Raw genomic sequence first — 23,241 nt, forward strand, 5'->3', positions numbered from 1 at the left:
ACCGGAATCCCGCCTGTGCACAGGGGAAGCCGATCGGTGGGAGCGGAGGACCGACACCGACCGCGAGGCCCGGACGTGCGCGCCACCCTAGAGTTGGACCATGCTGCCAGCGCCGACGTCGCGCCTGCGGTTTCGTGAGATGACCGCGGACGACCTGGCGGAGATCGCGACGCTGGAGATCGGCGGAACCCGAGGTCCAGCGGGCTGGATCGCATGGACCCTCCGCAACTACCGCCAGCACGGATTCGGTCTGTGGGTGATCGAGACCCACGCGGGAGACTTCGTGGGCGACTGCGGCCTGACGATGCAGGACGTCGAAGGAGACCAGTTGGTCGAAGTCGGTTGGCACGTGCGCACGCCTCTTCGGGGCCAGGGGTACGCATCCGAGGCGGCGCGATCCGTGCGCGCCGCCGCACGGGACGCCGGCATCGGTCATCTGGTCGCGATCATCCGGCCGAGCAACATCGCCTCGCAGCGGGTTGCGACGAAGATCGGACTCGCGCTCGAGCGCGAGGTCCACGCTCACGGCGGTCCCGCGCTCGTCTTCGGGACAGACCTCACTGCGTCAGACAAGCCGACATGAGTGCGCTGTCGCGCGACGTCCAGATCGCCTTGACGGCGGTCGGAGCAGGGGCCGCGGTCGTCCGGGCCGCCTACGGCCGAGCGCTGATCATCCGCGCGAAGTCCGGCATCGACTTCGCCACGAACGTGGACATCGATGCGGAACGCGCGATCCTCGATGTGATCACCGCAGCCTTCCCCGGCGATGCCGTCGAGGGCGAGGAGACCGGCCGCAGCGGAGGTACCGCGACGACCCGCCGATGGCTTGTGGACCCACTCTGCGGGACGCTCAACTTCGCTGCCCGGACGCCGTTGGCGGCCGTCAACGTCGCGCTGGTCGACGACTCGCGCATCGTGGCCGCGGCCGTGGCCGATCCGATCGCCGGCGAGGTGTTCTGGAGCGACGGTGAGCGAGCCATGATCAGGACTCCGGACGGGGCCGACATCGCAATGTCTCCGTCGCCGGCCTCTCGACTCGTCGACGTCAACTGCGATGGCCCACTCGACCGTCCGTTCCTTGGTGCGCAGGTGATCGACGCCGCCTTCCGCGCAGCCTTCGGCCCTCGGGTCGTGTCGACCACGCTCGCCGTCGCGTGGGTGGCGGCCGGGCGGCGCGCGGGTTACGTCAGCGACGGGCATCTCATCGACAACGTGCACTTCGCTGCCGGGATCGAGCTGTGTCGCGCCGCGGGCTGCGTCGTCACCGACCTCGGTGGCGCCGAGGTCGGCACGGGGCGCGGCCTGATCATCGGAGCCGATGCCGCGACTCACCATCGACTGCTGAGCATCGTCGAGCCCCACGTCGAAGCATGGGCCCATCAGTGAAGTGGCCGCAGGCGTGTGAGCCCGTTCAGGTCCGGCCGAGGTCGAGGCCGAGCCAGGTCGCCAGAGCGGTGAGCTCCTCGTCGACGGCGTCGCCGATCTCGGGGTCCCACGGGAAGTCCTCGTGGATCGCGTTGACACGCAGGACGCCGGCCTTGCGGTCGGCCTTGGCGTCGAGCTTCCCGACCAACCGGTCGCCGTACACGATGGGGAGGGCGAAGTAGCCCCAGCGGCGCTGGGCGGCCGGCTTGTACATCTCGAGGACGTACTCGAAGCCGAAGAGGTCGAGCGCGCGGTCGCGGTCGTAGACCAGCCGGTCGAAGGGGGAGAGGAAGGCGCAGCGGCCCTCGAAGGACTCCGCCGAGGCGGCCAGCGCGTCGGGGTCGACCTGCCACGTGCCCGGGACGCCGTCGACCTCGACGGTCTCGCCCAGCTCGCCGATCGCGGACGGCTCGCCGGGGGAGCGCATCGGCTTGGCGCGGGCGATGCCGAGGGAGGCGAGGCGACGCTCGTCGCGCAGGCGACGTGCCTCGTCGGGCCCCGGGCGGTAGAGGTCCTCGGGATAGACCCGCTCGGCCAGGTCCCACCGACGGCTGCGGCCCTGGCGGCCGGCGACGGCCACCTCGCCGCGCAGGCAGAGCACCTCGAGCATCCGCTGGGTGTTCTTGTCGTCGTTCCACCCGGTCGAGGCGTACGGCACCTCGGGATCGTTCGGGAGGGCGGACGGCGTCAGCGGACCCTCGTCGCGCAGGTGCGCGAGCAGCCGCTCGCGATAGCCCGGGTTGGCGGCCACCCAGGCGGTCGTCGACGGATGGATCCACTCGTCGGCGACGGCGAGGTGGATGCCGATGTCGTCCATGGTGCGGATGAAGGTGACGTGCTCGGTCAGGGAGCGCTCGGTCTCCAGCGCGAACACCAGGTCCGAGGGGTCGTAGGCGTCGCCGAGCCGCGACCAGGCGACGAGGTCGGCGCTGCGGACGATGGCGGTGGTCGGGTCGATCTGCACCAGCGTGAGCTGGTCGACCACGGAGACCAGCGACAGCGGACGCTGCGCGTCGAGGAGTTGTGCCCGGACGGCGATCCGGCGGGCCTGCTCCCGGTCGAGCCGGATCACGCTCGCGCCCCCTCAGATGCGGGCCAGCGCGGCCCGCAGCGGGTCGAGACCGAGCGCGCCGAGGTCGAGCGCGGCGGTGTGGAAGGCCTTGAGGTCGAAGGCGTCACCGTGGCGGGCCTGCGCGTCGGCCCGGGCGTCGAGCCAGGTCCGCTCGCCGACCTTGTACGACGGCGCCTGGCCCGGCCAGCCGAGGTAGCGGTTGACCTCGAACCGCAGCGAGCCGTCGTCCATCCGGGAGTGCGCGCGCATGAACTCGTAGACCAGGTCGGCGGTCCAGGTCTCGCCGGGCCGCCAGCCGAACGGGTTGTCCTTCGGGACCGACAGTCCGAGGTGGACGCCGATGTCGACCACGACCCGCGCGGCGCGGAAGCCCTGCATGTCGAGGAAGCCGAGGCGGTCGCCGGGGTCGGCGAAGTAGCCGAGCTCGTCCATCAGCCGCTCGGCGTACAGCGCCCAGCCCTCGCCATGCCCACTGACCCAGCACAGCAGCCGCTGCCAGCGGTTGAGGAGGCCGGCGCGGTGGACGGCCTGGGCGCACTGCAGGTGGTGGCCCGGCACCCCTTCGTGGAAGACGGTCGTCGTCTCGCGCCACGTCGAGTAGCGCTCGTGGTCGTCGGTGAAGGAGAACCACATCGTGCCGGGCCGGGAGAAGTCCTCGGACGGAGGCGTGTACCAGGCGCCGCCGTCGTTGACCGGCGCCACCTTGCACTCCAGGGTGCGGATCGGCTCGGCGATGTCGAAGTGGACACCGTCGAAGTCGGCGAGGATCGCGTCGGACTTCTCCTGCATCCACGCCTGGAACGCCTCGCGGCTGCCGCAGTCGCGCCTCGGGTCCGCGTCGAGCGCAGCGACCGCGTCGGCGAGGGTCCCGCCGGGGACGACCCGCTGCGCCGTGACGGCCATGTCGTCCTCGATCCGCTTGAGCTCCTCCCAGCCCCAGCGGTAGGTCTCCTCGAGGTCGACGCTCGCGCCGAGGAAGTAGCGCGAGGCCAGCGCGTAGTGCTCGCGACCCACTCCGTCGACGTCGCGACCGCGCGGGAGCAGGTCGGTCTCGAGGAAGCGCCCGAACTCGGCGTACGCCGCCGAGGCGCTCGCGGCCGCGGCGCTCAGGGCTTCGCGCTGCGCGGCGGGGGCATCGGCGACGACCGCGGCGAAGTAGTCCCCGGCGGCACCCTCCTGCCCGGTCCAGCCCCGCACCTGGCCGGCCACCTCGGCGTACTGCCTCTTCGCCGAGACCCTCCCGGCCGCGGCCTCGTCGAGGAGGGTGGTGCGGTAGCCGTCGAGCGCGGCGGGCACGGCGGCGAGGCGCGCGCCGATCGCGTCCCAGTGCTCGGCGCTGTCGGTCGGCATCACGTCGAACACCTCGCGCACGGCATGGATCGCGCTCGAGATCACCGAGACCTCGCCGCGCTCCACCCCGGCCTCGGCACGCTCGACGGTGAGCCCCGCCCGCTCGAGGAAGGCCGCCTTGGCGACCTCCTCGCGCTCGTCCACCGCGTCCAGCGCGGCGACGTCGGCGAGTGCGCGCCGATGCAGCTCCTCGCTGGCGGCGAAGCCGTCGGGGGAGAGGTCGGGCAGCTCGCCCTCATGGCCCGCGATGCCGGCGAACGTCGCCGTGAGCGGGTCGAGCGCGGCGAGCTCCTCGACGAACCGGTCGGTGCGTGCGTCCACGAGTCGCGTCATGGGGGTGAGCCTAGGAGGCGGGCCCGACACCGGCGGCCCCTCGCGGGTCGGCTGGTGGTCACGACGCCGGCCTGACAGGGTAGGAGCCGTGACTTCCGGATCCACCTCGACGCCCACCCGTGGACCCCTCGACGGCGATCGTCTCGGCGACGTGTCCGACCTGACCCCGGATCTCGCGTTCGAGCTGATCGCGGAGGCGCCCTCGACCAACGAGATCGCCGCCGAGCGCGCTCGCGCGGGCGCCCACGAGGGACTGGTCGTCGTCGCCGACCACCAGTCCTCCGGTCGCGGCCGTCTCGACCGCACCTGGGAGACGCCGCCCGGGACGGCGGTCACGTTCTCCCTGCTGCTGCGCCCGACCGTGCCCCCGGCCTCGTGGCCGTGGCTGCCGCTGCTGGTCGGCCACAACGTCGCCAAGGCGATCACCGCGCTCGGCCACGACGCCCAGGTCAAATGGCCCAACGACGTGCTCCTCGCCGACGGCCGCAAGGTGGCGGGCATCCTCGTCGAGCGGATCGAGACGCCCACCGGTCCGGCCGCGGTCGTCGGCGTGGGGATCAACGTCTCCATGACGGCCGACGAGCTGCCGGTGCCGACCGCCACCAGCCTCGCCGTCGCCGGTCCCGGCACGCCCGACCGCACCCAGGTGCTGCTCGACGTCGTCGCCGCCGTCCGCGAGGGGTACGACGTGTGGCAGGCCGGCGGCGAGCAGGGCACCACCCGCCTGGCGACGTCGTACCGCTCCAACTGCGCCACCCTGGGGCGCGACGTCCGGGTCGAGCTGCCCGGCGGCGGGGAGCTGCTCGGTCGCGCCACCGACATCGACGACGACGGTCGGCTCGTGGTCACCACCGCCGACGGCAGCGAGCGGGTCGGTGCGGGCGACGTGGTCCACGTCCGCCCCACGTCGAGCTGATCCGCGGCACAGCCGCGGGGCTTTGATGGGATGATCGCCCCGTGGCCATCTCGAAGAAGCTGCTCAACCCCGGTGAGCGCCTGATCGTCAGCACCCGTCAGCACCCCAAGGCGCTGTTCGGGCCGATCCTCGCGCTCGTCGTGCTGCTCGCCGTCGGCGTCGCCGCTCAGGTCGTCCTCGACGACGCCGGATTCCAGCGCGTGCTGACGCTGATCGTGTGGGTGCTGGTCGTCCTCGGGATCCTGTGGCTCTCGGTCCGCCCCTTCCTGATCTGGCTGACCACCGTGCACGCGTTCACGGACCGGCGGCTGATCACCCGCAACGGCATCCTGACCCGCCGTGGTCACGACATCCCCCTGGCGCGGGTCAGCGACATCTCGATCGAGATCAACCTCATCGACCGGCCGTTCGGCTGCGGCAGCCTGGTCATCGCCGACGCCTCGACCTTCGGGACCGTCCGGCTCAACGACATCCCGCACGTCGAGGCCACCCAGCGCCAGCTCAACGAGCTGCTCCACGAGCTGCACAGCGGGCCGGCTCCCCGCAGGGACGAAGGTGTCTGAGAGGGGGCCGGAGCGAACCTCCCAGCCCCAGCTCACCGCGGCGGAGGTGGCCGAGCAGGCCGGCCTGTCGCTCGACCTCACCCGACGGCTCTTCCGCACCCTCGGCTTCGCCGAGCACGGCGACGAGCCCGCCTACACCAGCGCGGACGTCGCCGCGATGCGGATCCTCGCGCAGGGACCGGGCGAGGAGGTGGTCCTGCCGGAGGTCGCGCTCAACGTCACCCGGGGGATCGGCATCACCATGGCGCGGCTGGCCGACTGGGAGGTCGGCGAGCTCGTGCAGCACGTCGCCGACGGTGCGCCGGAGGACGCCGAGGACCCGGGCGCGTGGGTGACGGCCCGCCTCGGCGAGCGCTTCGAGGACCTGCTCGTCTACGCCTGGCGCCGCCATCTCGCCGCGGCCATCGCGCGGATGGAGGCGGTGCGCGCGCTCGACGACAATCCCCACACCACCGACCTGAGCGTCGGATTCGCCGACATCGTGGGCTTCACGGCCCTCTCCAACGAGGTCTCGCGCGAGCGGATCGGCGAGCTGGTGGAGGTCTTCGAGGCCCGCTGCGGCGACGTCATCGCCCGCGAGCAGGGTCGGCTGATCAAGAGCATGGGCGACGCCGTGCTGTTCGTGAACGACGACCCGATGGCGGCGTTCACCACCGCCGAGGGGATCATCAACGTGATCGGCCGCGACCCGCGCATGCCCGACGTCCGGGTCGGCCTCGCCACCGGCGGCGTGGTGCTGCGGATGGGCGACGTGTTCGGACCGCCGGTCAACCTGGCGGCCCGGCTGACCCAGGTGGCGCGGCGCAACCGGATCATCGTCGACCACGCCACGGCCGATCTGCTGCCGCCGGAGCAGGTCGAGGCACGCCCGCTGCCGGCCCGCCCGGTGCGTGGGTTCGGCGTCGTCGAGCCGGTCGCGCTCAGGCGAGCCTGACCTCAGCAGGACGACGAAGGTGCTGGTCAGCGGTGCTTTTTGGGGTCCCCTCTCAAGGCAAAATTCTCGCCGTTTCGCGTCGCGGAGGGCTGCTGCGTCCTTACCTTGACCCATGTGATCGAGGTGCAGGACGTCAGGGTCGACCCGTCGACCCGGCGCACGTGGCGTGGGGACCGCGAGATCCTGTTGTCGCGCAAGGAGTTCGACCTGGTGCACGCGCTGATCGTGCGCGCGGGGTCGGTCGTCAGCCGTGAAGAGCTGATGCGCGATGTGTGGGGCGTGACATTCTGGACGTCGTCGAAGACGATCGACGTCCACCTGGGGTGGGTGAGGCGCAAACTCGGGGACGACACCCGCCAGCCGCAGCTGATCACCACCATCCGCGGCCAGGGCCTGCGCTTCGAGCTCGGCGTCGCTGCCGACGCCACAAGTTCGGCGTAATACAAACCGAGTTTGTAAGGTTCGGCCGTGTCGACGACCGAACCCGCTCCCCGGATCGCCGTGATCGGCGGCGGCCAGCTCGCCCGGATGATGGCCCCGCCCGCGGTGGCGCTCGGCGTACCTCTGCGCCTGCTGGCCGAGGCCGAGGGCGTCTCGGCCGCTCAGGTCATCCCCGACCAGATGGTCGGGGACTACCGCGACCTCGCCACCCTGCGCGCCGTGACCGAGGGCTGCTCGGTGGTCACCTTCGACCACGAACACGTCCCGACCGAGCACCTGCGTGCGCTCGCCGCCGACGGCGTCACCGCCCACCCCGGCCCGGAGGCGCTCGTCCACGCGCAGGACAAGATCGTGATGCGCGAGGCCATGGCCCGTCTCGGCGCCCCCCAGCCCCGCTGGGCGGTGGTCTCCGCCGAGACCGACGTCGCGGAGTTCGGCCTCCCGTGCGTCCTCAAGGTCTCCCGCGGCGGGTACGACGGCAAGGGGGTCTGGGTCGTACGCACCCTCGCCGACGCCGCCGAGCCGCTCGCCGCGGCCGCCGAGACCGGCGTGCGGCTGCTCGCCGAGGAGCTCGTCGACTTCCGCCGTGAGCTCTCCGCGCTGGTCGCCCGCGCACCGAGCGGCCAGGCCGCGGCGTACCCGGTCGTCGCGACGCTGCAGGTCGACGGCGTGTGCCGCGAGGTGATCGCCCCCGCGCCCGACCTCGAGCCGTCCGCGGCGACCGCCGCCCAGGAGCTCGCGCTCCGGATCGCCGGCGAGCTGGGCGTCACCGGCATCCTCGCCGTCGAGCTGTTCGAGACCGTCGACGCCGACGGGCACAGCCACGTCCTCGTCAACGAGCTCGCGATGCGCCCCCACAACACCGGCCACTGGACCCAGGACGGCGCGGTCACCAGCCAGTTCGAGAACCACCTGCGCGCCGCGCTCGACCTGCCGCTCGGCTCGCCGGCGCCGCGGGCGCGCTGGACCGTGATGGTCAACATCCTCGGCGGCGACGACCCCGACGTCGGACGCCTCTACGACGGCTACCCGCACGCCCTCGCCCGCGACCCGCAGCTGCGGGTGCACCTCTACGGCAAGGACCTGCGCCCCGGTCGCAAGGTCGGCCACGTCAACGTCTACGGCGACGACCTCGACGACTGCCTCGAGCGCGGCCGCCACGCCGCCGCCTGGTTCCGGGGCGACCTCGGCGACGAGAGCGAGTAGCGCGGGGCCGGCCCGGCCATGTAACTCGGTGTTACGCCATCTACCACGGTGTCCTGACGCGTCAGGCCACCGTGGTAGTCGCACGAACACCGAGTTACATGACAGCCCGCCCCAGCCCCTAGGCTCGGCCCATGACTGCGCGTGTGGGCATCGTGATGGGCTCGGACTCCGACTGGCCGGTGATGAAGGCCGCGGCCGAGGCGCTGCGGGAGTTCGGAGTGTCCTACGAGGCCGACGTCGTCTCGGCGCACCGGATGCCGGCCGAGATGCTCGCCTACGGGCAGGACGCGGCCGACCGGGGACTCTCCGTGATCATCGCCGGCGCCGGCGGCGCCGCCCACCTGCCCGGCATGCTCGCGGCGGTCACCCCGCTGCCGGTGATCGGCGTGCCGGTGCCGCTGAAGTACCTCGACGGCATGGACTCCCTGCTCTCCATCGTGCAGATGCCCGCGGGGGTCCCGGTCGCGACGGTCGCGATCGGCGGCGCGCGCAACGCCGGCCTGCTCGCCGTACGCATCCTCGCGGCGACCGATCCGGCTCTCCAGCGGCAGATGAAGGACTTCCAGGCCGAGCTCAAGCTGGCCGCCGAAGCGAAGGGCGCGGTCGTCCGCGACCAGTAGCTCAGCCGCGGTTCGCCCATTCGATGGCCGGGCAGGTGTCCATGACCATCGGTACGCCGGCCGCCCGGGTCCGCTCGAACGCCGCCTCGTCGACGACGCCGAGCTGGAACCACACGCCCGCGGCGCCGACCGCGACGGCCTCGTCGGCGAACCGCCCGGCGTCCTCGGAGCGACGGAACACGTCGACCACGTCGATCGGGAAGGGCACGTCGGCGAGCGTCGCGTAGCCCTGCTCGCCGAGGACGACGGGCGCGGACGGGTGGATCGGCACGATCCTCTTCCCGCGCTGCTGGAGCAGGGCCGCGATCCGGTACGCCGTCCGGCCGGGGTTGCCGGAGAGCCCGACGACCGCCCAGGTCGTGGTGTCGTCGAGCAGTTGGTCGATGACGGCGGGGTCGAGGTGCGCGGGGTGGCTCATGGGGAGCCCAATGCGCAGCCCGCCCGCGTTGTTCCCGCTCACGCTCCGCGGAGCGCCTCGCGCACCCGGCGCACCACCTGCTCGACGTCGTGCGCCCCGTCGGTGATCACGATCGTGGGAGCCCCGGTGGAGGTGGTGCCCTCGAGGAGGGCGACGGCGTGGTCGAGGGCGCGCTCGACCAGGGCCTCGACGGTCGCCGGGTCGTCGATCGCCCCCCGCAGCCATTGTCGGAGCACGTGGTTGTGCCCGATGACGACCGCCGAGGCGACCAGCTCGGCGCGCAGCGGGCCGTCCGGCTCAGCGTCGAGCCAGCCGTGCACGTGCCTGCCGAAGAGGCGCACGTAGCGCTGGACGCTCGCGATCTCCCGATCGCGGATCGCGGGCACCGTGCTCGCGAGCCGGTACCGGGCGCGGGCCGTGTCGCCCTCGGCGAGGTAGTGCGCCAGGACCATCCCCGCCGCCTCGCGCAGAGCGAGCGCGCGTCCGGCCGGCGAGGCCGTCGCCAGGCGCTCGTCGACGCGCCCCAGAAGGGCCTCGTGGTCGGGCAGGACGACGTCGTCCTTGGTGCGGAAGTGCCGGAAGAAGGTGCTCCGACCGGTCCCGGCGCGGGCCGCGATGTCGTCGACGGTGGTGGCGTCGTACCCCTGGCCGGCGAAGAGCTCGAAGGCGGCGGCGACGAGGCGGTCGCGAGCGGTGGCGGGCACGGGCCGAGCCTAACTGGACGATACGGAGTCTCGCATCTACGATACTCAGTACCAACGAGATGAGGGAGCGGCCATGAGCGACCACCCGATGTACGCCCTGTCCGAGGAGCACCGAGCCATCCGCGAGGCGGTGCGTGCCCTCTGCGACGCGAAGGTCGCCCCCTTCGCCGCCGCCGTCGACGAGGAGGCCCGCTTCCCCCGCGAGGCGGCCGAGGCCCTGCTGGCGGCCGACTTCCACGCGCCCCACGTCCCCGAGGAGTACGGCGGCGCCGGGGCCGACGCCCTCGCCACGGTGCTCGTCATCGAGGAGATCGCGCGGGCCGACGTCTCCGCCTCGCTCATCCCCGCGGTCAACAAGCTCGGCTCGCTGCCCGTCCTGATCGGGGGATCGGAGCAGCTGAAGAAGAACTACCTCAGCCGCCTCGCCGCCGGCGAGGGCTTCTCCTACTGCCTCTCCGAGCCCGACGCCGGGTCCGACGCGGCCAACCAGCGCACGCGCGCGGTGCGCGACGGCGACGACTGGGTGCTCAACGGCACCAAGCGCTGGATCTCCAACGCGGGGGAGTCGGAGTTCTACACCGTGCTCGCCACCACCGACCCCGACGCGCGCTCGAAGGGCATCTCCGCCTTCGTGGTCGAGAAGTCCGACGAGGGGGTGTCCTTCGGTGCGCCCGAGAAGAAGCTCGGCATCAAGGGCTCCCCGACCCGCGAGGTCTATCTGGACCACGTCCGGATCCCCGGCGACCGGATCATCGGCGAGGAGGGCGCGGGCTTCGAGTACGCCATGAGGACCCTCGACCACACCCGCGTCACCATCGCCGCGCAGGCGGTCGGCGTCGCCCAGGGCGCGCTCGACTACGCGCTCGGCTACGCCGAGGAGCGGCGGCAGTTCGGCAAGCCCGTCGCGGACTTCCAGGGTCTGCAGTTCCTGCTCGCCGACATGGGCATGAAGGTCGAGGCGGCCCGCCAGCTGACCTACGCCGCCGCCGGCCGCTCCGAGCGCGGTGACAGCGACCTCACCTTCTTCGGCGCGGCCGCCAAGTGCTTCGCCTCCGACGTCGCGATGGAGGTGACGACCAACGCCGTCCAGGTCCTCGGCGGCTACGGCTACACCCGCGACTACCCGGTCGAGCGGATGATGCGCGACGCGAAGATCACCCAGATCTACGAGGGGACCAACCAGGTCCAGCGGATCGTGATGGCCCGCCAGCTCCTGGCCGGAGTCCAGAGCACGATCTGAGCGCGGTCGCTCGGGCGGGGTTGCCGATGAGGGCGAGGCGCCCCGCGGGCCGTACAGTCCGGCCCGACGTACCCACACGCTTCACTCGAGGAGAACCTCCATGCAGATGCGCCGGCTCCGCCAGGCCTTCATCGCCGTCATCGTCCCCGCCGCCCTGGTGGGCCTGACGGTCGGCCCCGCCGACGCGGCCGCGAAGGCCCCCAAGGTCCCCAGCCCCGCGAAGGTCGCGGCGGTCTACCCGCACCTGGCCGGCGTCACGCCGACCGTGGTCTCTGCTACGCCCCAGACGGACGACTGCCTGCCGGCCAAGGTGGTCAAGGGCGCCAAGTCCACCGCCGCGCTCTACAGCGCCTCCGCACCGGCCGCCGCCACGCCGTCGGTCACCGTGTCGGCCATCCGGTTCAAGTCGGCGACCCGGGCCAAGGCGTACCTGAAGAAGGCCGCCGACATCATGGCGTGCCAGTTCCAGAAGATGAGCCTCACTTTCACCTCGACCGCGTTCAAGTTCAAGCTCAAGGGCACCGACCAGCGCGTCGGGCTGACCACCCAGCAGGGCACGACCGGCTTCACCGTCGCAGGCCAGACCCTGCTGGCCCGCAAGGGCGAGAAGGTCGTCAGCGTCACGGCCATCTCCGGTGACGCCACCGCTCCGTCCCTGGACCCGGCGGTCAAGCTGCTGAAGGTCGCGGTCAAGACCGCTCGCTGACCCACGCCCCGCGCGTGAGCGCCCCGCAGCCCCACGGGCTGCGGGGCGCTCGTCGTCCGAGGGAGCGCGCGGCGCCCGTTAGCAGAACCCGTGACTCCGCGTCACACCCAGACGGCAAAATTTTCCGGATCCCGGCGTAACACTTGTCACGGCGCCGAGTTGAACAGGAGATTCGCCCATCCACCGGGGCGATGGGCGAAGCGTCCGTGTTCATCTTTCGGGAGATGGGGTCTAGATGCGTCGTTACCTGGTCCTGGGGAGTGCCGTGACGGCATCCCTCGCGTTCCTGCTCGCCCTGGCGGGCTGGGGGAGCCCCGCGTCGGCCGATCCCTACACGCCGGCGCTGCCGACGTCGTGCCGGGTGAGCGTGCCGCCCAAGGTCGTGGGCGCCCGGGTGGTGGTCCGGGTCCAGGTGAGCGTGGCCGGGAGCGTGCAGCCGCGGGGCACCGTGACGGTCGGCGTCGACGACCACTTCTCCAAGAAGGTCCGGTACGACGGCGTCGCGGTCGAGGTGCGTGGTCCGCGACTGGCGGCGGGTGAGCACCGGGCGCGGGCGGTCTTCGTGCCCGACGACCCGGCCCGGTTCTCCGGGTGCCGCGACAGCGTGCGCTTCCACATCGGCGCCCAGCGCGGAAGCGGTCAGGCAGGTGGACTTCCCAACACCGGTGGCCCGCACCTGGGCTTCCTGCTGGCCGGGGTCGGCCTGGTGGTGACCGGTGGCGGACTCGTCGAGCGGGGGCGCCGCCGGGCGTGACGCCCGCGCCCACATCGCGTTGGATGGGATGGGGCCCGTCCGACGCGATGGCCCCGCGAGGAGGGACCCCCCATGACGCAGACCGACGCGCCCCACGAGTCCGGCGACACCAGCGGCCACCGAGCCCAGCGGGTACGCCGGCGTCGCTCACGACCGTCCGGCGCCGCGGGCGGTGACGCCCCGGTGCCCACCCGGAGGCGGGTCTCGTTCTGGATGGGCTGTGGCCTGATCGCCGCCGGCCTCGCCGTGCTCGGCTGGGTCGCCTGGCAGTTCTGGGGCACGAACTGGCAGTCCCATCAGCGTCAGGACGACGTGCGGCGCGCGATCACCGCCGGCTGGGACGACGGCCAGGACGTCGTACGCACCGACTTCGGCAACGCCACGGCGATCCTGCGCATCCCCCGGTTCGGCAAGGACTACGCGGTCCCCGTCCTCGAGGGCTCGAGTCCCGGGGTGCTCGCCTCCGGAGTCGGCCACATGGCCAACACCGCGGACGCCGGAGCCGCCGGCAACTACGTCCTCGCCGGGCACCGGGTCACGCACGGCGAGCCCTTCGCCGAGCTCCCCTCCCTCGAGCCGGGCGACACGGTGATCGTCGAGACCCGCGCCGCGACCTACACCTACGTCCTGGACACGGGCGGGGAGGACCTGATCATCCCCTTCACCGAGACCTGGGTCCTCGATGCCGCGCCGGACAACCCGTCGGGCGGCACCGAGCCACCGGCCGACGCGGGCGATCACCTGATCACGCTGCTGACCTGTTCGGAGATCTTCCACACCGACAACCGGTCCGTGGTGTTCGGGCATCTGGTCGGGTCGACCCCCGCAGGGGATTCGGCGACTGGGTGAGAGCGCCGAGGCCCCCTGCACTACGCTGGCCGCAGCGCACCACCCGTCAACTTGAACACGCCGGGTCGTTGCATGGGGAAGTTCAAGGAGGACACGTGCCCAAGCTGCTGGCTGCTCTCGCCATGCTGGCCGCCGCCTTCGCTGTCGCGCCCGCGGCGCCCGCGAATGCCGACGGCTACACCGTCAAGATCCCGACGGTGACCCACATCCAGGTCATCACCGCCGAGCCCGGCGAGCCGATCGTGCTCGAGGTGCGGGCGAGCGCCAACTACCCGACCCCGCCGGCCGGCAAGATCGCGGTCACGGTCACCTCGGCCGCGGACGCCGAGCCGGTGTTCCGCACCACGGTGCACTTCACGAACAAGCCGGTCCGGGTCGAGGGTCCCCGCCTGCCCAAGGGCGGCTACCTCGCCCGCGCGGCGCTCTCGCCCGACGACGCCGCGCTGTTCCTCCCGTCCTCCGACGACACCCGCTTCCGCATCGGCGCCGCCGGCGGTGGCGGCGACCAGAGCGGCGGGCTGCCCAACACCGGCGGCCCCGACCTGCTCTGGCTCGTGCTGGGTGGCGCTCTGGTCGCGGTCGGCGCCGGCAGCGTCGGCTACGGTCGCCGGCGCGCTCCGATCGCCGCCTGACGCCGCACCCGAACCACTGCTCCGGCCGTCCCCTCGGGGGCGGCCGGAGTGCTTCTCGGACCGGTTCCCGTCCCAGGTGCGAGCCTCAGGGCGCGAACCAGGACGTGCTGCCGGCCATGGCGAGGGCCCGGTCGTGGCCGCGCCAGTTCGCCTGCATGAACAGCCACGGGCGGGCGAACCAGAGGAAGCCGTCGACGTACTTCTTCGCCTCGCGGCTGGTCTCCTTCGACAGGCCCCAGCGCTCGTCGCCGACGCGGGAGGTCGGGGGGATGCCGAGGGTGACGCAGCCGCGGCGGTCCGAGGTCGAGCCGCAGACGCGGGCGTTGTCGTTGACCCGCGCGCCCTGGGCCTCGACCTCCGGCCACATCATGCCGTTGCCGTTCTGGGCGGTGTCGACGACGAAGTGGACGCCCTTGACGCCGCGTTCGCGCAGGATCCGGACCAGGTCGGCGCCGTAGGCGACGGACTCCTCGGTGCCGACGTAGTGGGTGGCGTTGAGGGCGAAGCCGCGGGCGTCCTCGATGCCGTTGGCCATCAGCAGGTCGGCGGCCTGGGAGGCGCGGGGAGCGCCCACCTGCGGGGTGCTGCTCCAGTCGGCGGCCCCCGCGTCGAGGTAGACGCTGGTGTGGGGCTGGGCCGAGAAGGTCTTCACGGCGTACTTGATCAGCGAGCTGGTCACGGCGCGGTTGGAGCACCACCAGAACGGCAGGTCCGGCTGCAGGATGATCGCGGCGTGCTGGCGGCCGAGGGCGCGGGCGGCGTTGGCGATCCAGCGTCGGTACTCGTCCTGCGCGCCGCCGGACGGGGCGCGGCCGCCGCACACCGCGTGCTCCCAGGGGTTCATCCGGAAGATCGCGAGCTGGACGAGGACCTTCGGGTTGCCGCCCGAGGCGTTCTCGACGTACTCCCGCACGACCGAGCCGATCTGGTCCGGCGAGCCGCTCCAGTCGCCCATCCACAGGGACTTCGGGCGCAGCGCGATCTTGCCCAACAGCCGCTTGGTCTCCCCGCCGGCGGACTCGTAGGCACGCCAGGTCTGCTCGAGGTCGCCCTGGTAGACGCCCCAGCGACGCTCGGCGAGCGGGTTCTTCAGGTTCTGCAGGTGGGCCGGCTGCGCCTTCTGCCAGACCTCCTTGTCCCTGACGTACGGCCGCTGCGTGCGCTGCACGTGGGGGAGGGCGGTCTTCGGCTGCTCGGCCGCGGGCGGTGCCGGCGCGGGCGTGGGGGCCGCGGTCGTGGGCGGCGCTGTCGACGGTACGGCGGCCGCCGGCTCCGCGGAGCCGGGCTCCTGCTCGGCGCACCCGGCCAGCGCCACGGTCGCGAGGACGGCGACGAGCGTCGCGAGGGGACGGCGGACGGGGGCTCCAGGGCTGCGCATCGCCGTCGAGGCTAACCGAACGGTCCCGTGTCCCGAAGTCGCCGGAGCCCTACACTGGAACGCGTTCCTGTTCGCCGTCCCCGGAGGTCCCGATGCCCTCGCTGCGCTGCCCCTGCGACACCACCCTGCGCGCCGACACCGACGACGAGCTGGTCGAGAAGGTGCAGGAGCACCTCGCGGCCGAGCACCCCGGGCGGGAGTACAGCCGCGAGGAGATCCTCTTCATGGCGATGTGATCCTCGAGATCACACGATGCGCGGCAGCTGCGACGCCTTGCCGGTGAAGCTCGGCGCGCGCTTCTCGAGGAACGCCGCGACGCCCTCCTTGCCGTCGCCGATCGACGTCCAGAACATCGCGAGCGAGTCGGTGAGGTGCGCCTCGAGCGGGTCGGCGGCAGCGCCGTTGCGGTACAGCATCTGCTTGGCCAGGCCCAGGGCGACAGGCGAGCGGTCCTTGACGAAGGACCGCGCGAGCTCGTACGCCGCGGGCAGCAGGTCGTCGGGCTCGTGCACGCTGCGCACCAGCCGGCCGGCGTGCGCCTGCTCGGCGGTGAGGATCTCGGCGGAGTAGACCCACTCCAGCGCCTGCTGGATCCCCACGATCCGCGGCAGGAACCAGGTCGAGCACGCCTCGGGCACGATCCCGAGGCGCCCGAACACGAACCCGATCCGCGCCTTGGTCGAGGCCAGACGCAGGTCCATCGCCAGGGTCATGGTGGCGCCGATGCCGACGGCGGGGCCGTTGATCGCGGCGATGACCGGCTTCGGGAGGGCGTGGATCGCCAGCGTGACCTTGCCTCCCGTGTCGCGGACCCCGTCGGCGTACGGCGGCTCGTCGTAGGCCGCACGGAACTCCTCGGGCGTCGGGGCGAGGCTCTCGTCCAGCCCGAAGACGTTGCCGTCGGCGGACAGGTCCATGCCCGCGCAGAAGGCGCGCCCGGCGCCGGTCACGACGACCGCTCGCACGGCGTCGTCGCGAGCGTCGGTGAGGAAGACCTGGAGCAGCTCGCGCGCCATGGTGAGGTCGAACGCGTTGAGGGCGTCGGGCCGGTGGAGGGTCAACGTGGCGATGCCGTCGTCGTCGACCTGCCAGGTCAGGGTCTCGTACACAGGGGTCCTCTCGAGAGCGGTTGAGCGGTCGGTTCGGGGGCGGTTCAGGGGGCGAGGCCGGTGGCCGTGCAGAGGTCGTCGGTGATCGAGGCGGTGTCGTCCGCGGCGACCTTGCCGAAGAGCTGCTTCGCGCGCTCGGTGTCCCAGGTGGCGTCGGCGCGGGCGACGGGGACGGTGCAGGACTTCTTCACCTTCGTCATCGCCAGCGCCCATCGTCCGGCGTCGACGGGGCCGGTGCTCTTGCCGAAGCGGAAGAAGTCGGGGACCGACCCGTTGAGGCGCCACCAGCGGACCGGATCGATCACCGACCACGGCGAGAGCACCTTGTCGCCGACCGCGGCGATGACCTCGCGCTGCTGCTGGACGCGGGCCAGGTCGGAGATCGGGCTGAACTTGCGCGCCCGCGAGTAGGCGAGCGCGGTCGCGCCGTCGGCCTCCTGGCAGCCCTTCTTGACGTTGAGGCCGGAGTCCTTGTCCTTGATCCTCTTCTTGGGGCAGATCTCGATGCCGCCCACGGCGTCGACGACACCGACGAGGCCGCCGAAGCCGATCTCGACGTACTGGTCGATGCGCAGGCCGGTCGCCTTCTCCAGGGTCTGGACGAGCAGGGGCGTGCCGCCCTTGGCGTAGGCGGAGTTGACCTTGGAGACGCCGAACCCGGGGATCTCCAGCGGGGAGTCGCGCGGGATCGAGACCAGGGTGGTGGGCCCGTCGCCGGTGTGGAGCAGGAGGATGGTGTCGGTCAGCTCGGAGGCGGCGTCGCCGGTGTGGAGGCGCTTGCGCTCCTCGGCCGAGAGGCCCGCGCGCGAGTCGCTGCCGACCAGGAGGTAGGTCGTGCCCGGCTGCTCGTCGGGGCGCCCGGCGGTCGGCTCGAAGTCGACCTTGTCGACGCGGTTCCAGGCGACGAGGGGCACGGCGACCAGGAAGGCCAGCCACAGGACCAGGAGCAGGATCACGAGGCGCACGTAGGTGCGCGGGCGCGACCAGCGGCTGCGTCGCGGCGGGCTCGACGGCGGCTCGGAGGAGCCGGCGAACTGCTGGGCCGGGGGCAGGCGCGGCGGTGGAGGAGGGGGCGGCGTCGCCCCGGGGCGACGCTGCACGGGGATGCGCCGCGTGGGCTCGGGGTCGGGGCTCGAGCCGCGGCCGCCGGTCTGCGACCCGGAGCCGTAGACCCAGTCGAAGTCCTCCTCGTCCGGACCGCCGGTGCTGTTGCCACGCCCTGCCATGCCGAGGACGCTACCGTCAGCCCGTGAGCGAAATCGTCGCGGCACGCACGCCGTCGTACTCCCGCATCGAGCTGGCCGCTGTGACCTCGCGCGCCCAGGCCAACCTGCTGGGCAACATCCACGGCGGTGAGATCGTCAAGCTCGCCGACTCCGCCGCCGGGGTCGTCGCTCAGCGGCACAGCGGCGGGCCCGCCGTCACGGCGGCTCTCGACGAGATGGCCTTCCTCGAGCCGGTCCGGGTCGGCGACATCGTGCGCACCTACGCCCAGGTCAACTGGGTGGGATCGTCGTCGATGGAGATCGGGGTCCGGATCGAGACCCAGCCGTGGGACGCCGCGACCGAGCTGCGCCACGTCGGGTCCGCCTACTTCGTCTTCGTGGCGATCGACGGGGCCGGCGCGGCCCGCTCGGTGCCGGCCCTGGAGCCGGAGACCGACGGGGACCGCCGCCGGATGCGGGAGGCCGAGATCCGGCGGGCCCACCGGCTCGCGCGCCGCCGGGAGATCGACGCCGGCCGGATCAGCTGACCCGCGCCCCGACCTCGGTGATCGCGGCGGCGACCGCGTCGACCACCGCCGGGCGCGGGGGAGCGCCGTAGGTCGAGAGCTGCACGCGGCGGTGCGCGGCCAGCGGGCGTCGTACGACGTCGCGGTGCTGGTGGGCGCGCAGCGCCAGGCCGGGCAGGACGGTGACCCCGAGCCCGCTGGCGACGAGGGACTGCACGGCGACGTAGTCGTCGCTCGCGAAGGCGATGGCGGGGGCGAACCCGGCCTCCGCGCACAGGCTGAGGAGCTCGCGGCGGCAGCGCTCGCAGCCGGTGATCCACCCGCTCTCCGCATAGGCGCCGAGGTCGACCGGGCCGGACGGCGGGGCCGCGGACGCCGGCGTGACGAGATGGAGCGGGTCGTCGAACACGGGCACCGAGGTGATCTGCTCGGGCTCGGGCTGCTCGGGATAGGCGAAGGTGAGGGCGAGGTCGATCTCGCCCGAGCGCAGCAGCTCGTAGGCCTCGGGCGGCTCGGCCTCGACCAGGTCGAGCCGGACGCCGGGATGGCGGGTGGCCAGGAGAGCGAGCGCGTCGGGGACCAGGGTCGCGGCGCCCGAAGGGAACGCGGCGAGCCGGACCCGACCCGACTGCAGGCTGGTCGTGGCGGCGAGCTCGGCCTCGGCGCGCGCGAGCAGGCCGAGGATCTCCTCGCCGCGGCGAGCCAGGCGCTCGCCCTCCGGGGTGAGCCGGATGCCGCGCCCGACCCGCTGGAGCAGGACGCTGCCGGTCTCGGCCTCGAGCCGGCGCAGGTGGTGGGAGATGGTCGGCTGCCCGTAGTGCAGGTGAGCGGCCGCGGCCGACACGGAGCCGGTGCGATGCACGGCGACCAGTGCCTCGAGGCGGCGGAGGTCGATCATGGCCCGAGCCTATCCTTCGATGGTGTCGATGGAACACAGCGAAAGGAACTATTGGACCGATGAGTGTGCGGTGCCCGACGATGGCTCCATGACCTCCCACGACCTCACCTTCGCCGGAGTCCTCACCGCCGCCGAGATCGTGTCCCGCGAGCTGTCCGCCACGCCGCTGCAGTCGCACCCCCTGCTCGACCAGGCCCTCGGCCGCCCGGTGCTGGTCAAGCACGAGAACGTCCTGCCGACCGGCGCCTTCAAGGTCCGCGGCGGCGTGCACCTCTCGGCACGCCTCACCGACGCCGAGCGCGCCCACGGCGTGGTCACCTGCTCGACCGGCAACCACGCGCAGTCGGTGGCGTACGGCGCCCGGCTGGCCGGCGTACCCGCGACGATCGTGATGCCGGCCGGCGCCCCCGTCGCCAAGCGCGACGCGGTGCGGGCGCTGGGAGCCGAGGTGGTCCTCGCCGGCGGCAGCCTCGGCGAGGCCGCCGAGCACGCTCGGGCCCGCGCGCGCGAGTCCGGCGCCTCCTTCATCTGCCCGACCGATCCGCGGATCGTCCTGGGGCACGCGACGGCGTACCTCGAGCTGTTCACCCAGGCCCCCGACCTCGACACCCTGTTCGTGCCGGTCGGCAGCGGCACCGGTGCCGCCGGAGCGTGCCTGGTGCGCGACGCCCTCGCGCCGCAGTGCCGGATCGTGGGCGTGCAGTCCTCGGCCGCTCCCGCGGGCTGGCGGTCCTGGCGCAGCGGCACCATCGAGACCGCGCCCGCGACGACCCGGGCGGCCGGACTGGCCACGACCACCGGCTACCCGCGCACCCAGGCGATCCTGCGTGAGCGGCTCGACGACTTCGTCCTGGTCGACGACGACGCCATCGACGCGGCCGCGCGGCTGCTCGCCACCTGCGCGCACACGCTCGCCGAGGGAGCCGGCGCCGCGTCGCTGGCCGGCGCGGTGGCGACCGGGGTGCAGGGAGCGGTCGCCGTGGTCTGCACGGGTGCCAACGCCTCGGCCGACGAGATCGCCCGGCTGGCCGGATCGGTCGCAGCCGCCTGAGAGGTCGCGGCGCGTCGCCACCGGAGTGACGCGTGGGACTGGTGATACTGGGCGGGTGCCTCAGCCCGGACTCCTCGACGAGCGGATCGCCGTCGACGAACGTGCGGCCCGGGTGCGCTTCCGTCGGGCGCTGACCCTGATGGCTTTCACCCTCGTCGTCCCCGGGTCCGCCCAGCTGCTCGCCGGCAACCGCGCCGTCGGACGGCTCGCGCTGCGGATCTGGCTGTTCTCGCTCGGCACGCTGCTCCTCCTGGCCGCGTGGAGCTGGTTCGACAAGGGAGTCGTGCTCACCTTGGCGTTCAGCCCGACGGTGATGCTGGCGATCCGGCTCTACCTCATCGTCGGCGCGATCGGCTGGGCGGCGCTCTTCGTCGACGCGTGGCGGATCGGCCAGCCGCTCAGCCTGCGCCTGCCCCACCGGCGCGCGGTCGTCGGGGTCAACGGCCTCCTGTGCTTCTCGGTGGCTGGCACCATGCTCTTCGGCGCCCACCTCGCGGCCGCCCAGCGCGAGTGGCTGACGATGTTCGCCGACGGCGAGCTGGGCACCGCCCATCACGGTCGCTACAACATCCTGCTCATCGGCGGCGACTCCGGCAACGACCGCTGGGGCCTGCGCACCGACTCGATGACGGTCGCGTCCGTCGACGCCACCACGGGCCGCACCGTGATGATCGGCCTGCCCCGCAACATGCAGAACTTCCCGTTCCGCAGGGGCAGCGTGATGGCCGAGCAGTTCCCCAAGGGCTTCGACTGCGACGGCTGCTATCTCAACGGCGTCAGCACCTGGGTCGGCGACCACACCGAGCTCTTCAAGGGCTCCGAGCACCCGGGCATCGACGCCACCGTCTCGGCCATCGAGGGCATCACCGACCTGGACATCAACTACTGGGTCATGGTCAACATGCGCGGCTTCGAGCGCCTGGTCGACGCCTTCGGCGGAGTCACCCTCAACGTCCGGCAGCGGATCCCCGTCGGTGGCCTCGGCAAGGACGTCACCGGCTACATCGAGCCGGGCCGGCGCAAGCTCAACGGGCACGACGCGCTCTGGTACGCCCGTGCCCGCGAGGGCTCCGACGACTACTCGCGCATGGCGCGCCAGAAGTGCGTCTTCTCCGCCCTCGTCGCCCAGGTCAGCCCCGCCCAGGCGCTGACCAACTTCCAGGAGATCGCCAAGGCGTCCAGCGCGATGATCCAGACCGACATCCCCGGCGGAGCCCTGAGCGACTTCGTCCAGCTCGCGATGCGCGCCCGCACCCAGAAGATCTCCTCGGTCTCGCTGGTGCCGCCGCGCATCGACACCGCCGACCCGGACATCGACCTCGTCCACCAGATGATCCGCAACGCCATCGACCGGGCCGAGGGCGACCCGAAGGCGCGCAAGGCAGCCGAGAAGTCCGGCGGCAAGACCGCGGAGAAGCCGACCGACGAGCCCGCCGAGACGCCGAAGTCCGAGGAGCAGCCGGCGGAGCAGTCGGAGGACCAGCCCGGCACCGTCACCGGCGGCTCGCTCGGCTCCCGCAACGGCGGCTACACGGCCAACGAGACCGACGACGTCGCGGCGGCCTGCTAGCACCACCGGCCCATCCCTTCCGGACGCGGTCCGGGTCGCGCTCGTCGGAGAAGATCGAGCGACATGTCTGTCTGCGGATCTGTGATCTGCGCTACGCTCGCGCACCGATCCACTGGCTGTGACGCACACCGGCTGGCCGCGGCGGTGTGCTGCCGCCGGCGACCCTTCCTTCGCGCGCCTCCGCCGACCCCACCCAGCTGGAGGCACTCGATGGAACAGACCCGACGCGGCATGCTCAAGACGATGGGATCGGCGGCCATCGTGGCCTCCGCGGGCGCGCTCCCGGTCGCCCTCGCCTCGCCGTCCACCGCCGCGACCTCCGGCGCGGCAGCCGCCGCCGCGACCACCGCCGCAGGCGCCGCACCGCTCACCATCCGCCTCCTGCTGAACTCCGGCCTCAGCGGACCGCACGCGTTCTTCTGCCTGGCCAAGGAGCGCGGCTACTTCTCCGACGCCGGACTCGACGTCCAGTTCGTCGCCGGGGCGGGTGCCTCGGGCTCGGTCCCCGTGATGGCGGTGCAGGGATACGAGGCCGGCTACGGCGACTTCGGGTCGCTGGTGAAGGTCGCCGCCATGCGCCCGCACGAGAGCCCGGTCGCCGTGCACATGACCTTCAGCGCCACCCCGCTGACGATCGGCGTGCGCAAGGGTGGTCGGATCCGCAAGCCTCGTCACCTCGAGGGCAAGGTGATCACGGGCAACTCGATGGACACCGCCATCGAGATCCTCTCGCCGTACGCCGTCCGGGCCGGCTTCGACGAGAGCCGCCTCTCGATCATGCGCTCCCCGGCGGCGCTGTCCGTCATGGCGAAGGACGTCGTCGACGGCCACGTCGACGGCGTGTTCGGGTTCGTCAACACGATCATCGCCGCTCTGGCCTCCATCGGCATCGACGGGCGCAAGGAGCTGGACTTCCTCGAGTACCGCGACGTGCTCCCCGACTTCTTCGGCAATGCCCTGATGGTGGCGCCCTCCCTCATCCGCGACCACCCGGACGCGGTGCGCGCCTTCGTCGCCGGCGTCAACCGCGGGATCGCCGACACCTACGCGGATCCGGACGCCGCCCTGCGCGCGCTGGAGCGGCAGAAGCCGGACTTCCGCTGGGACGTCGACGGTCCCCGCCTCCTCGGCACCCTCGAGAACGAGATGGCCCACCCGGACACGCTCGTGCACGGCATCGGGGACGTCACCAACGAGCGGCTGCACAGCTGCGTGCGACTGCTCGTCGACGCGTGCCGGCTGCCCCACCCCCCGGCGCCCCACCAGGTGTTCAGCCGCGACTTCCTGCCGCCGCTCGACGAGCGCGCCCGCCCGGTGTTCTAGCGCCGGGGGTGCCCGAG

Annotated in this window: 26 protein-coding genes; 18 read left to right on the forward strand and 8 right to left on the reverse strand. The window is 72.5% G+C overall.

Annotated features, from left to right (window positions below; genetic code table 11):
• Positions 1 to 100: 100 nt before the first annotated feature.
• Complete coding sequence (locus tag FHP29_RS06695) at positions 101 to 583, forward strand: GNAT family N-acetyltransferase (RefSeq protein WP_139622096.1); 483 nt, start codon at positions 101 to 103, stop codon at positions 581 to 583.
• On the forward strand, positions 580 to 1,386 hold the full coding sequence (locus FHP29_RS06700; RefSeq protein ID WP_139622097.1) for an inositol monophosphatase family protein: 807 nt from the start codon (positions 580 to 582) through the stop codon (positions 1,384 to 1,386). Before FHP29_RS06695 ends, FHP29_RS06700 begins: the two co-directional genes overlap by 4 nt.
• Positions 1,387 to 1,411: 25 nt before the next feature.
• Here the strand turns inward: FHP29_RS06700 and FHP29_RS06705 are convergent, their stop codons facing one another.
• Both FHP29_RS06705 and FHP29_RS06710 read right to left on the reverse strand, forming a co-directional pair.
• Entirely contained in the window at positions 1,412 to 2,497 is a 1,086-nt protein-coding gene (locus tag FHP29_RS06705; RefSeq protein ID WP_139622098.1) for a DNA glycosylase AlkZ-like family protein, read from the reverse strand.
• A 12-nt stretch (positions 2,498 to 2,509) separates the two neighbouring features.
• The gene (locus tag FHP29_RS06710; protein ID WP_139622099.1) at positions 2,510 to 4,180 is read right to left on the reverse strand and encodes a DUF885 domain-containing protein; all 1,671 of its coding nucleotides are present in this window, start codon (positions 4,178 to 4,180) and stop codon (positions 2,510 to 2,512) included.
• Between the two features lie 88 nt (positions 4,181 to 4,268).
• Between FHP29_RS06710 and FHP29_RS06715 the strand changes: the two genes are divergently transcribed.
• The 6 genes from FHP29_RS06715 (at position 4,269) to purE (ending at position 8,860) form a co-directional block, all read left to right on the forward strand.
• Positions 4,269 to 5,096 carry a biotin--[acetyl-CoA-carboxylase] ligase gene (locus tag FHP29_RS06715; RefSeq protein WP_240044361.1) on the forward strand — a complete coding sequence of 276 codons (828 nt, stop codon included), beginning with the start codon at positions 4,269 to 4,271 and terminating at the stop codon, positions 5,094 to 5,096.
• 41 nt (positions 5,097 to 5,137) lie between these two features.
• Complete coding sequence (locus FHP29_RS06720) at positions 5,138 to 5,659, forward strand: PH domain-containing protein (protein ID WP_139622101.1); 522 nt, start codon at positions 5,138 to 5,140, stop codon at positions 5,657 to 5,659.
• Positions 5,652 to 6,593 (forward strand): adenylate/guanylate cyclase domain-containing protein, encoded by a 942-nt coding sequence (locus FHP29_RS06725; RefSeq protein ID WP_139622102.1) that lies wholly within the window; start codon positions 5,652 to 5,654, stop codon positions 6,591 to 6,593. The genes FHP29_RS06720 and FHP29_RS06725 overlap by 8 nt, the downstream gene beginning before the upstream one ends.
• A gap of 114 nt (positions 6,594 to 6,707) precedes the next feature.
• A complete protein-coding gene (locus tag FHP29_RS06730; RefSeq protein WP_139622103.1) occupies positions 6,708 to 7,034 on the forward strand; it encodes a winged helix-turn-helix domain-containing protein in 327 nt (108 codons plus the stop codon).
• A gap of 27 nt (positions 7,035 to 7,061) precedes the next feature.
• The gene (locus tag FHP29_RS06735) at positions 7,062 to 8,240 is read left to right on the forward strand and encodes a 5-(carboxyamino)imidazole ribonucleotide synthase (RefSeq protein ID WP_139622104.1); all 1,179 of its coding nucleotides are present in this window, start codon (positions 7,062 to 7,064) and stop codon (positions 8,238 to 8,240) included.
• 131 nt (positions 8,241 to 8,371) lie between these two features.
• Positions 8,372 to 8,860 (forward strand): 5-(carboxyamino)imidazole ribonucleotide mutase, encoded by a 489-nt coding sequence (purE, locus tag FHP29_RS06740; protein ID WP_139622105.1) that lies wholly within the window; start codon positions 8,372 to 8,374, stop codon positions 8,858 to 8,860.
• A gap of 1 nt (position 8,861) precedes the next feature.
• On the opposite strand, the gene FHP29_RS06745 is transcribed toward purE, so the two are convergent.
• Entirely contained in the window at positions 8,862 to 9,278 is a 417-nt protein-coding gene (locus FHP29_RS06745) for a CoA-binding protein (protein ID WP_139622106.1), read from the reverse strand.
• A gap of 38 nt (positions 9,279 to 9,316) precedes the next feature.
• Positions 9,317 to 9,982 carry a TetR/AcrR family transcriptional regulator gene (locus tag FHP29_RS06750; protein WP_139622107.1) on the reverse strand — a complete coding sequence of 222 codons (666 nt, stop codon included), beginning with the start codon at positions 9,980 to 9,982 and terminating at the stop codon, positions 9,317 to 9,319.
• A gap of 73 nt (positions 9,983 to 10,055) precedes the next feature.
• Here FHP29_RS06750 and FHP29_RS06755 point away from each other — a divergent pair, with 73 nt between their 5' ends.
• The 5 genes from FHP29_RS06755 (at position 10,056) to FHP29_RS06775 (ending at position 14,163) form a co-directional block, all read left to right on the forward strand.
• Positions 10,056 to 11,222, forward strand: a complete 1,167-nt coding sequence (locus FHP29_RS06755) for an acyl-CoA dehydrogenase family protein (RefSeq protein ID WP_139622108.1) — start codon at positions 10,056 to 10,058, stop codon at positions 11,220 to 11,222.
• Positions 11,223 to 11,322: 100 nt separating this feature from the next.
• Positions 11,323 to 11,928: a hypothetical protein gene (locus FHP29_RS06760; RefSeq protein WP_139622109.1), complete on the forward strand. Its 606-nt coding sequence runs from the start codon at positions 11,323 to 11,325 to the stop codon at positions 11,926 to 11,928.
• A 235-nt stretch (positions 11,929 to 12,163) separates the two neighbouring features.
• Positions 12,164 to 12,682 (forward strand): hypothetical protein, encoded by a 519-nt coding sequence (locus FHP29_RS06765; protein WP_158296499.1) that lies wholly within the window; start codon positions 12,164 to 12,166, stop codon positions 12,680 to 12,682.
• A 72-nt stretch (positions 12,683 to 12,754) separates the two neighbouring features.
• Positions 12,755 to 13,531, forward strand: a complete 777-nt coding sequence (locus FHP29_RS06770; RefSeq protein WP_139622111.1) for a class E sortase — start codon at positions 12,755 to 12,757, stop codon at positions 13,529 to 13,531.
• A 95-nt stretch (positions 13,532 to 13,626) separates the two neighbouring features.
• Entirely contained in the window at positions 13,627 to 14,163 is a 537-nt protein-coding gene (locus tag FHP29_RS06775; RefSeq protein ID WP_205013925.1) for an LPXTG cell wall anchor domain-containing protein, read from the forward strand.
• An 85-nt stretch (positions 14,164 to 14,248) separates the two neighbouring features.
• Here FHP29_RS06775 and FHP29_RS06780 read toward each other — a convergent pair whose 3' ends face one another.
• Positions 14,249 to 15,541 (reverse strand): glycoside hydrolase family 6 protein, encoded by a 1,293-nt coding sequence (locus FHP29_RS06780; protein ID WP_139622112.1) that lies wholly within the window; start codon positions 15,539 to 15,541, stop codon positions 14,249 to 14,251.
• A 92-nt stretch (positions 15,542 to 15,633) separates the two neighbouring features.
• On the opposite strand from FHP29_RS06780, the gene FHP29_RS06785 reads away from it, so the two are divergent.
• Positions 15,634 to 15,777, forward strand: a complete 144-nt coding sequence (locus tag FHP29_RS06785) for a DUF1059 domain-containing protein (protein WP_139622113.1) — start codon at positions 15,634 to 15,636, stop codon at positions 15,775 to 15,777.
• 9 nt (positions 15,778 to 15,786) lie between these two features.
• Here the strand turns inward: FHP29_RS06785 and FHP29_RS06790 are convergent, their stop codons facing one another.
• Positions 15,787 to 16,650: a crotonase/enoyl-CoA hydratase family protein gene (locus FHP29_RS06790; RefSeq protein WP_139622114.1), complete on the reverse strand. Its 864-nt coding sequence runs from the start codon at positions 16,648 to 16,650 to the stop codon at positions 15,787 to 15,789.
• A gap of 44 nt (positions 16,651 to 16,694) precedes the next feature.
• Positions 16,695 to 17,876 (reverse strand): LCP family protein, encoded by a 1,182-nt coding sequence (locus FHP29_RS06795; RefSeq protein WP_139622115.1) that lies wholly within the window; start codon positions 17,874 to 17,876, stop codon positions 16,695 to 16,697.
• 23 nt (positions 17,877 to 17,899) lie between these two features.
• On the opposite strand from FHP29_RS06795, the gene FHP29_RS06800 reads away from it, so the two are divergent.
• Positions 17,900 to 18,403, forward strand: a complete 504-nt coding sequence (locus tag FHP29_RS06800) for an acyl-CoA thioesterase (RefSeq protein WP_139622116.1) — start codon at positions 17,900 to 17,902, stop codon at positions 18,401 to 18,403.
• Here FHP29_RS06800 and FHP29_RS06805 read toward each other — a convergent pair.
• A complete protein-coding gene (locus FHP29_RS06805; protein WP_139622117.1) occupies positions 18,396 to 19,280 on the reverse strand; it encodes a LysR family transcriptional regulator in 885 nt (294 codons plus the stop codon). The two genes, FHP29_RS06800 and FHP29_RS06805, sit on opposite strands and share 8 nt — an antisense overlap.
• A gap of 88 nt (positions 19,281 to 19,368) precedes the next feature.
• Between FHP29_RS06805 and FHP29_RS06810 the strand changes: the two genes are divergently transcribed.
• The 3 genes from FHP29_RS06810 (at position 19,369) to FHP29_RS06820 (ending at position 23,224) form a co-directional block, all read left to right on the forward strand.
• A complete protein-coding gene (locus tag FHP29_RS06810; RefSeq protein WP_158296500.1) occupies positions 19,369 to 20,331 on the forward strand; it encodes a threonine ammonia-lyase in 963 nt (320 codons plus the stop codon).
• A gap of 55 nt (positions 20,332 to 20,386) precedes the next feature.
• Positions 20,387 to 21,901, forward strand: a complete 1,515-nt coding sequence (locus tag FHP29_RS06815; protein WP_240044362.1) for an LCP family protein — start codon at positions 20,387 to 20,389, stop codon at positions 21,899 to 21,901.
• Between the two features lie 210 nt (positions 21,902 to 22,111).
• Positions 22,112 to 23,224 carry an ABC transporter substrate-binding protein gene (locus FHP29_RS06820; protein WP_139622119.1) on the forward strand — a complete coding sequence of 371 codons (1,113 nt, stop codon included), beginning with the start codon at positions 22,112 to 22,114 and terminating at the stop codon, positions 23,222 to 23,224.
• Positions 23,225 to 23,241: the final 17 nt, after the last annotated feature.

It is taken from the genome of Nocardioides albidus, assembly GCF_006335005.1.
GTDB lineage: Bacteria > Actinomycetota > Actinomycetes > Propionibacteriales > Nocardioidaceae > Nocardioides > Nocardioides albidus.

Coding starts and splice junctions, on each gene's coding strand:
- FHP29_RS06695 (WP_139622096.1), top strand. CDS start 101: ATGCTGCCAGCGCCGACGTCGCGCCTGCGGTTTCGTGAGATGACCGCG.
- FHP29_RS06700 (WP_139622097.1), top strand. CDS start 580: ATGAGTGCGCTGTCGCGCGACGTCCAGATCGCCTTGACGGCGGTCGGA.
- FHP29_RS06710 (WP_139622099.1), bottom strand. CDS start 4,180: ATGACGCGACTCGTGGACGCACGCACCGACCGGTTCGTCGAGGAGCTC.
- purE (WP_139622105.1), top strand. CDS start 8,372: ATGACTGCGCGTGTGGGCATCGTGATGGGCTCGGACTCCGACTGGCCG.
- FHP29_RS06745 (WP_139622106.1), bottom strand. CDS start 9,278: ATGAGCCACCCCGCGCACCTCGACCCCGCCGTCATCGACCAACTGCTC.
- FHP29_RS06755 (WP_139622108.1), top strand. CDS start 10,056: ATGAGCGACCACCCGATGTACGCCCTGTCCGAGGAGCACCGAGCCATC.
- FHP29_RS06760 (WP_139622109.1), top strand. CDS start 11,323: ATGCAGATGCGCCGGCTCCGCCAGGCCTTCATCGCCGTCATCGTCCCC.
- FHP29_RS06765 (WP_158296499.1), top strand. CDS start 12,164: ATGCGTCGTTACCTGGTCCTGGGGAGTGCCGTGACGGCATCCCTCGCG.
- FHP29_RS06770 (WP_139622111.1), top strand. CDS start 12,755: ATGACGCAGACCGACGCGCCCCACGAGTCCGGCGACACCAGCGGCCAC.
- FHP29_RS06780 (WP_139622112.1), bottom strand. CDS start 15,541: ATGCGCAGCCCTGGAGCCCCCGTCCGCCGTCCCCTCGCGACGCTCGTC.
- FHP29_RS06785 (WP_139622113.1), top strand. CDS start 15,634: ATGCCCTCGCTGCGCTGCCCCTGCGACACCACCCTGCGCGCCGACACC.
- FHP29_RS06795 (WP_139622115.1), bottom strand. CDS start 17,876: ATGGCAGGGCGTGGCAACAGCACCGGCGGTCCGGACGAGGAGGACTTC.
- FHP29_RS06805 (WP_139622117.1), bottom strand. CDS start 19,280: ATGATCGACCTCCGCCGCCTCGAGGCACTGGTCGCCGTGCATCGCACC.
- FHP29_RS06810 (WP_158296500.1), top strand. CDS start 19,369: ATGACCTCCCACGACCTCACCTTCGCCGGAGTCCTCACCGCCGCCGAG.
- FHP29_RS06820 (WP_139622119.1), top strand. CDS start 22,112: ATGGAACAGACCCGACGCGGCATGCTCAAGACGATGGGATCGGCGGCC.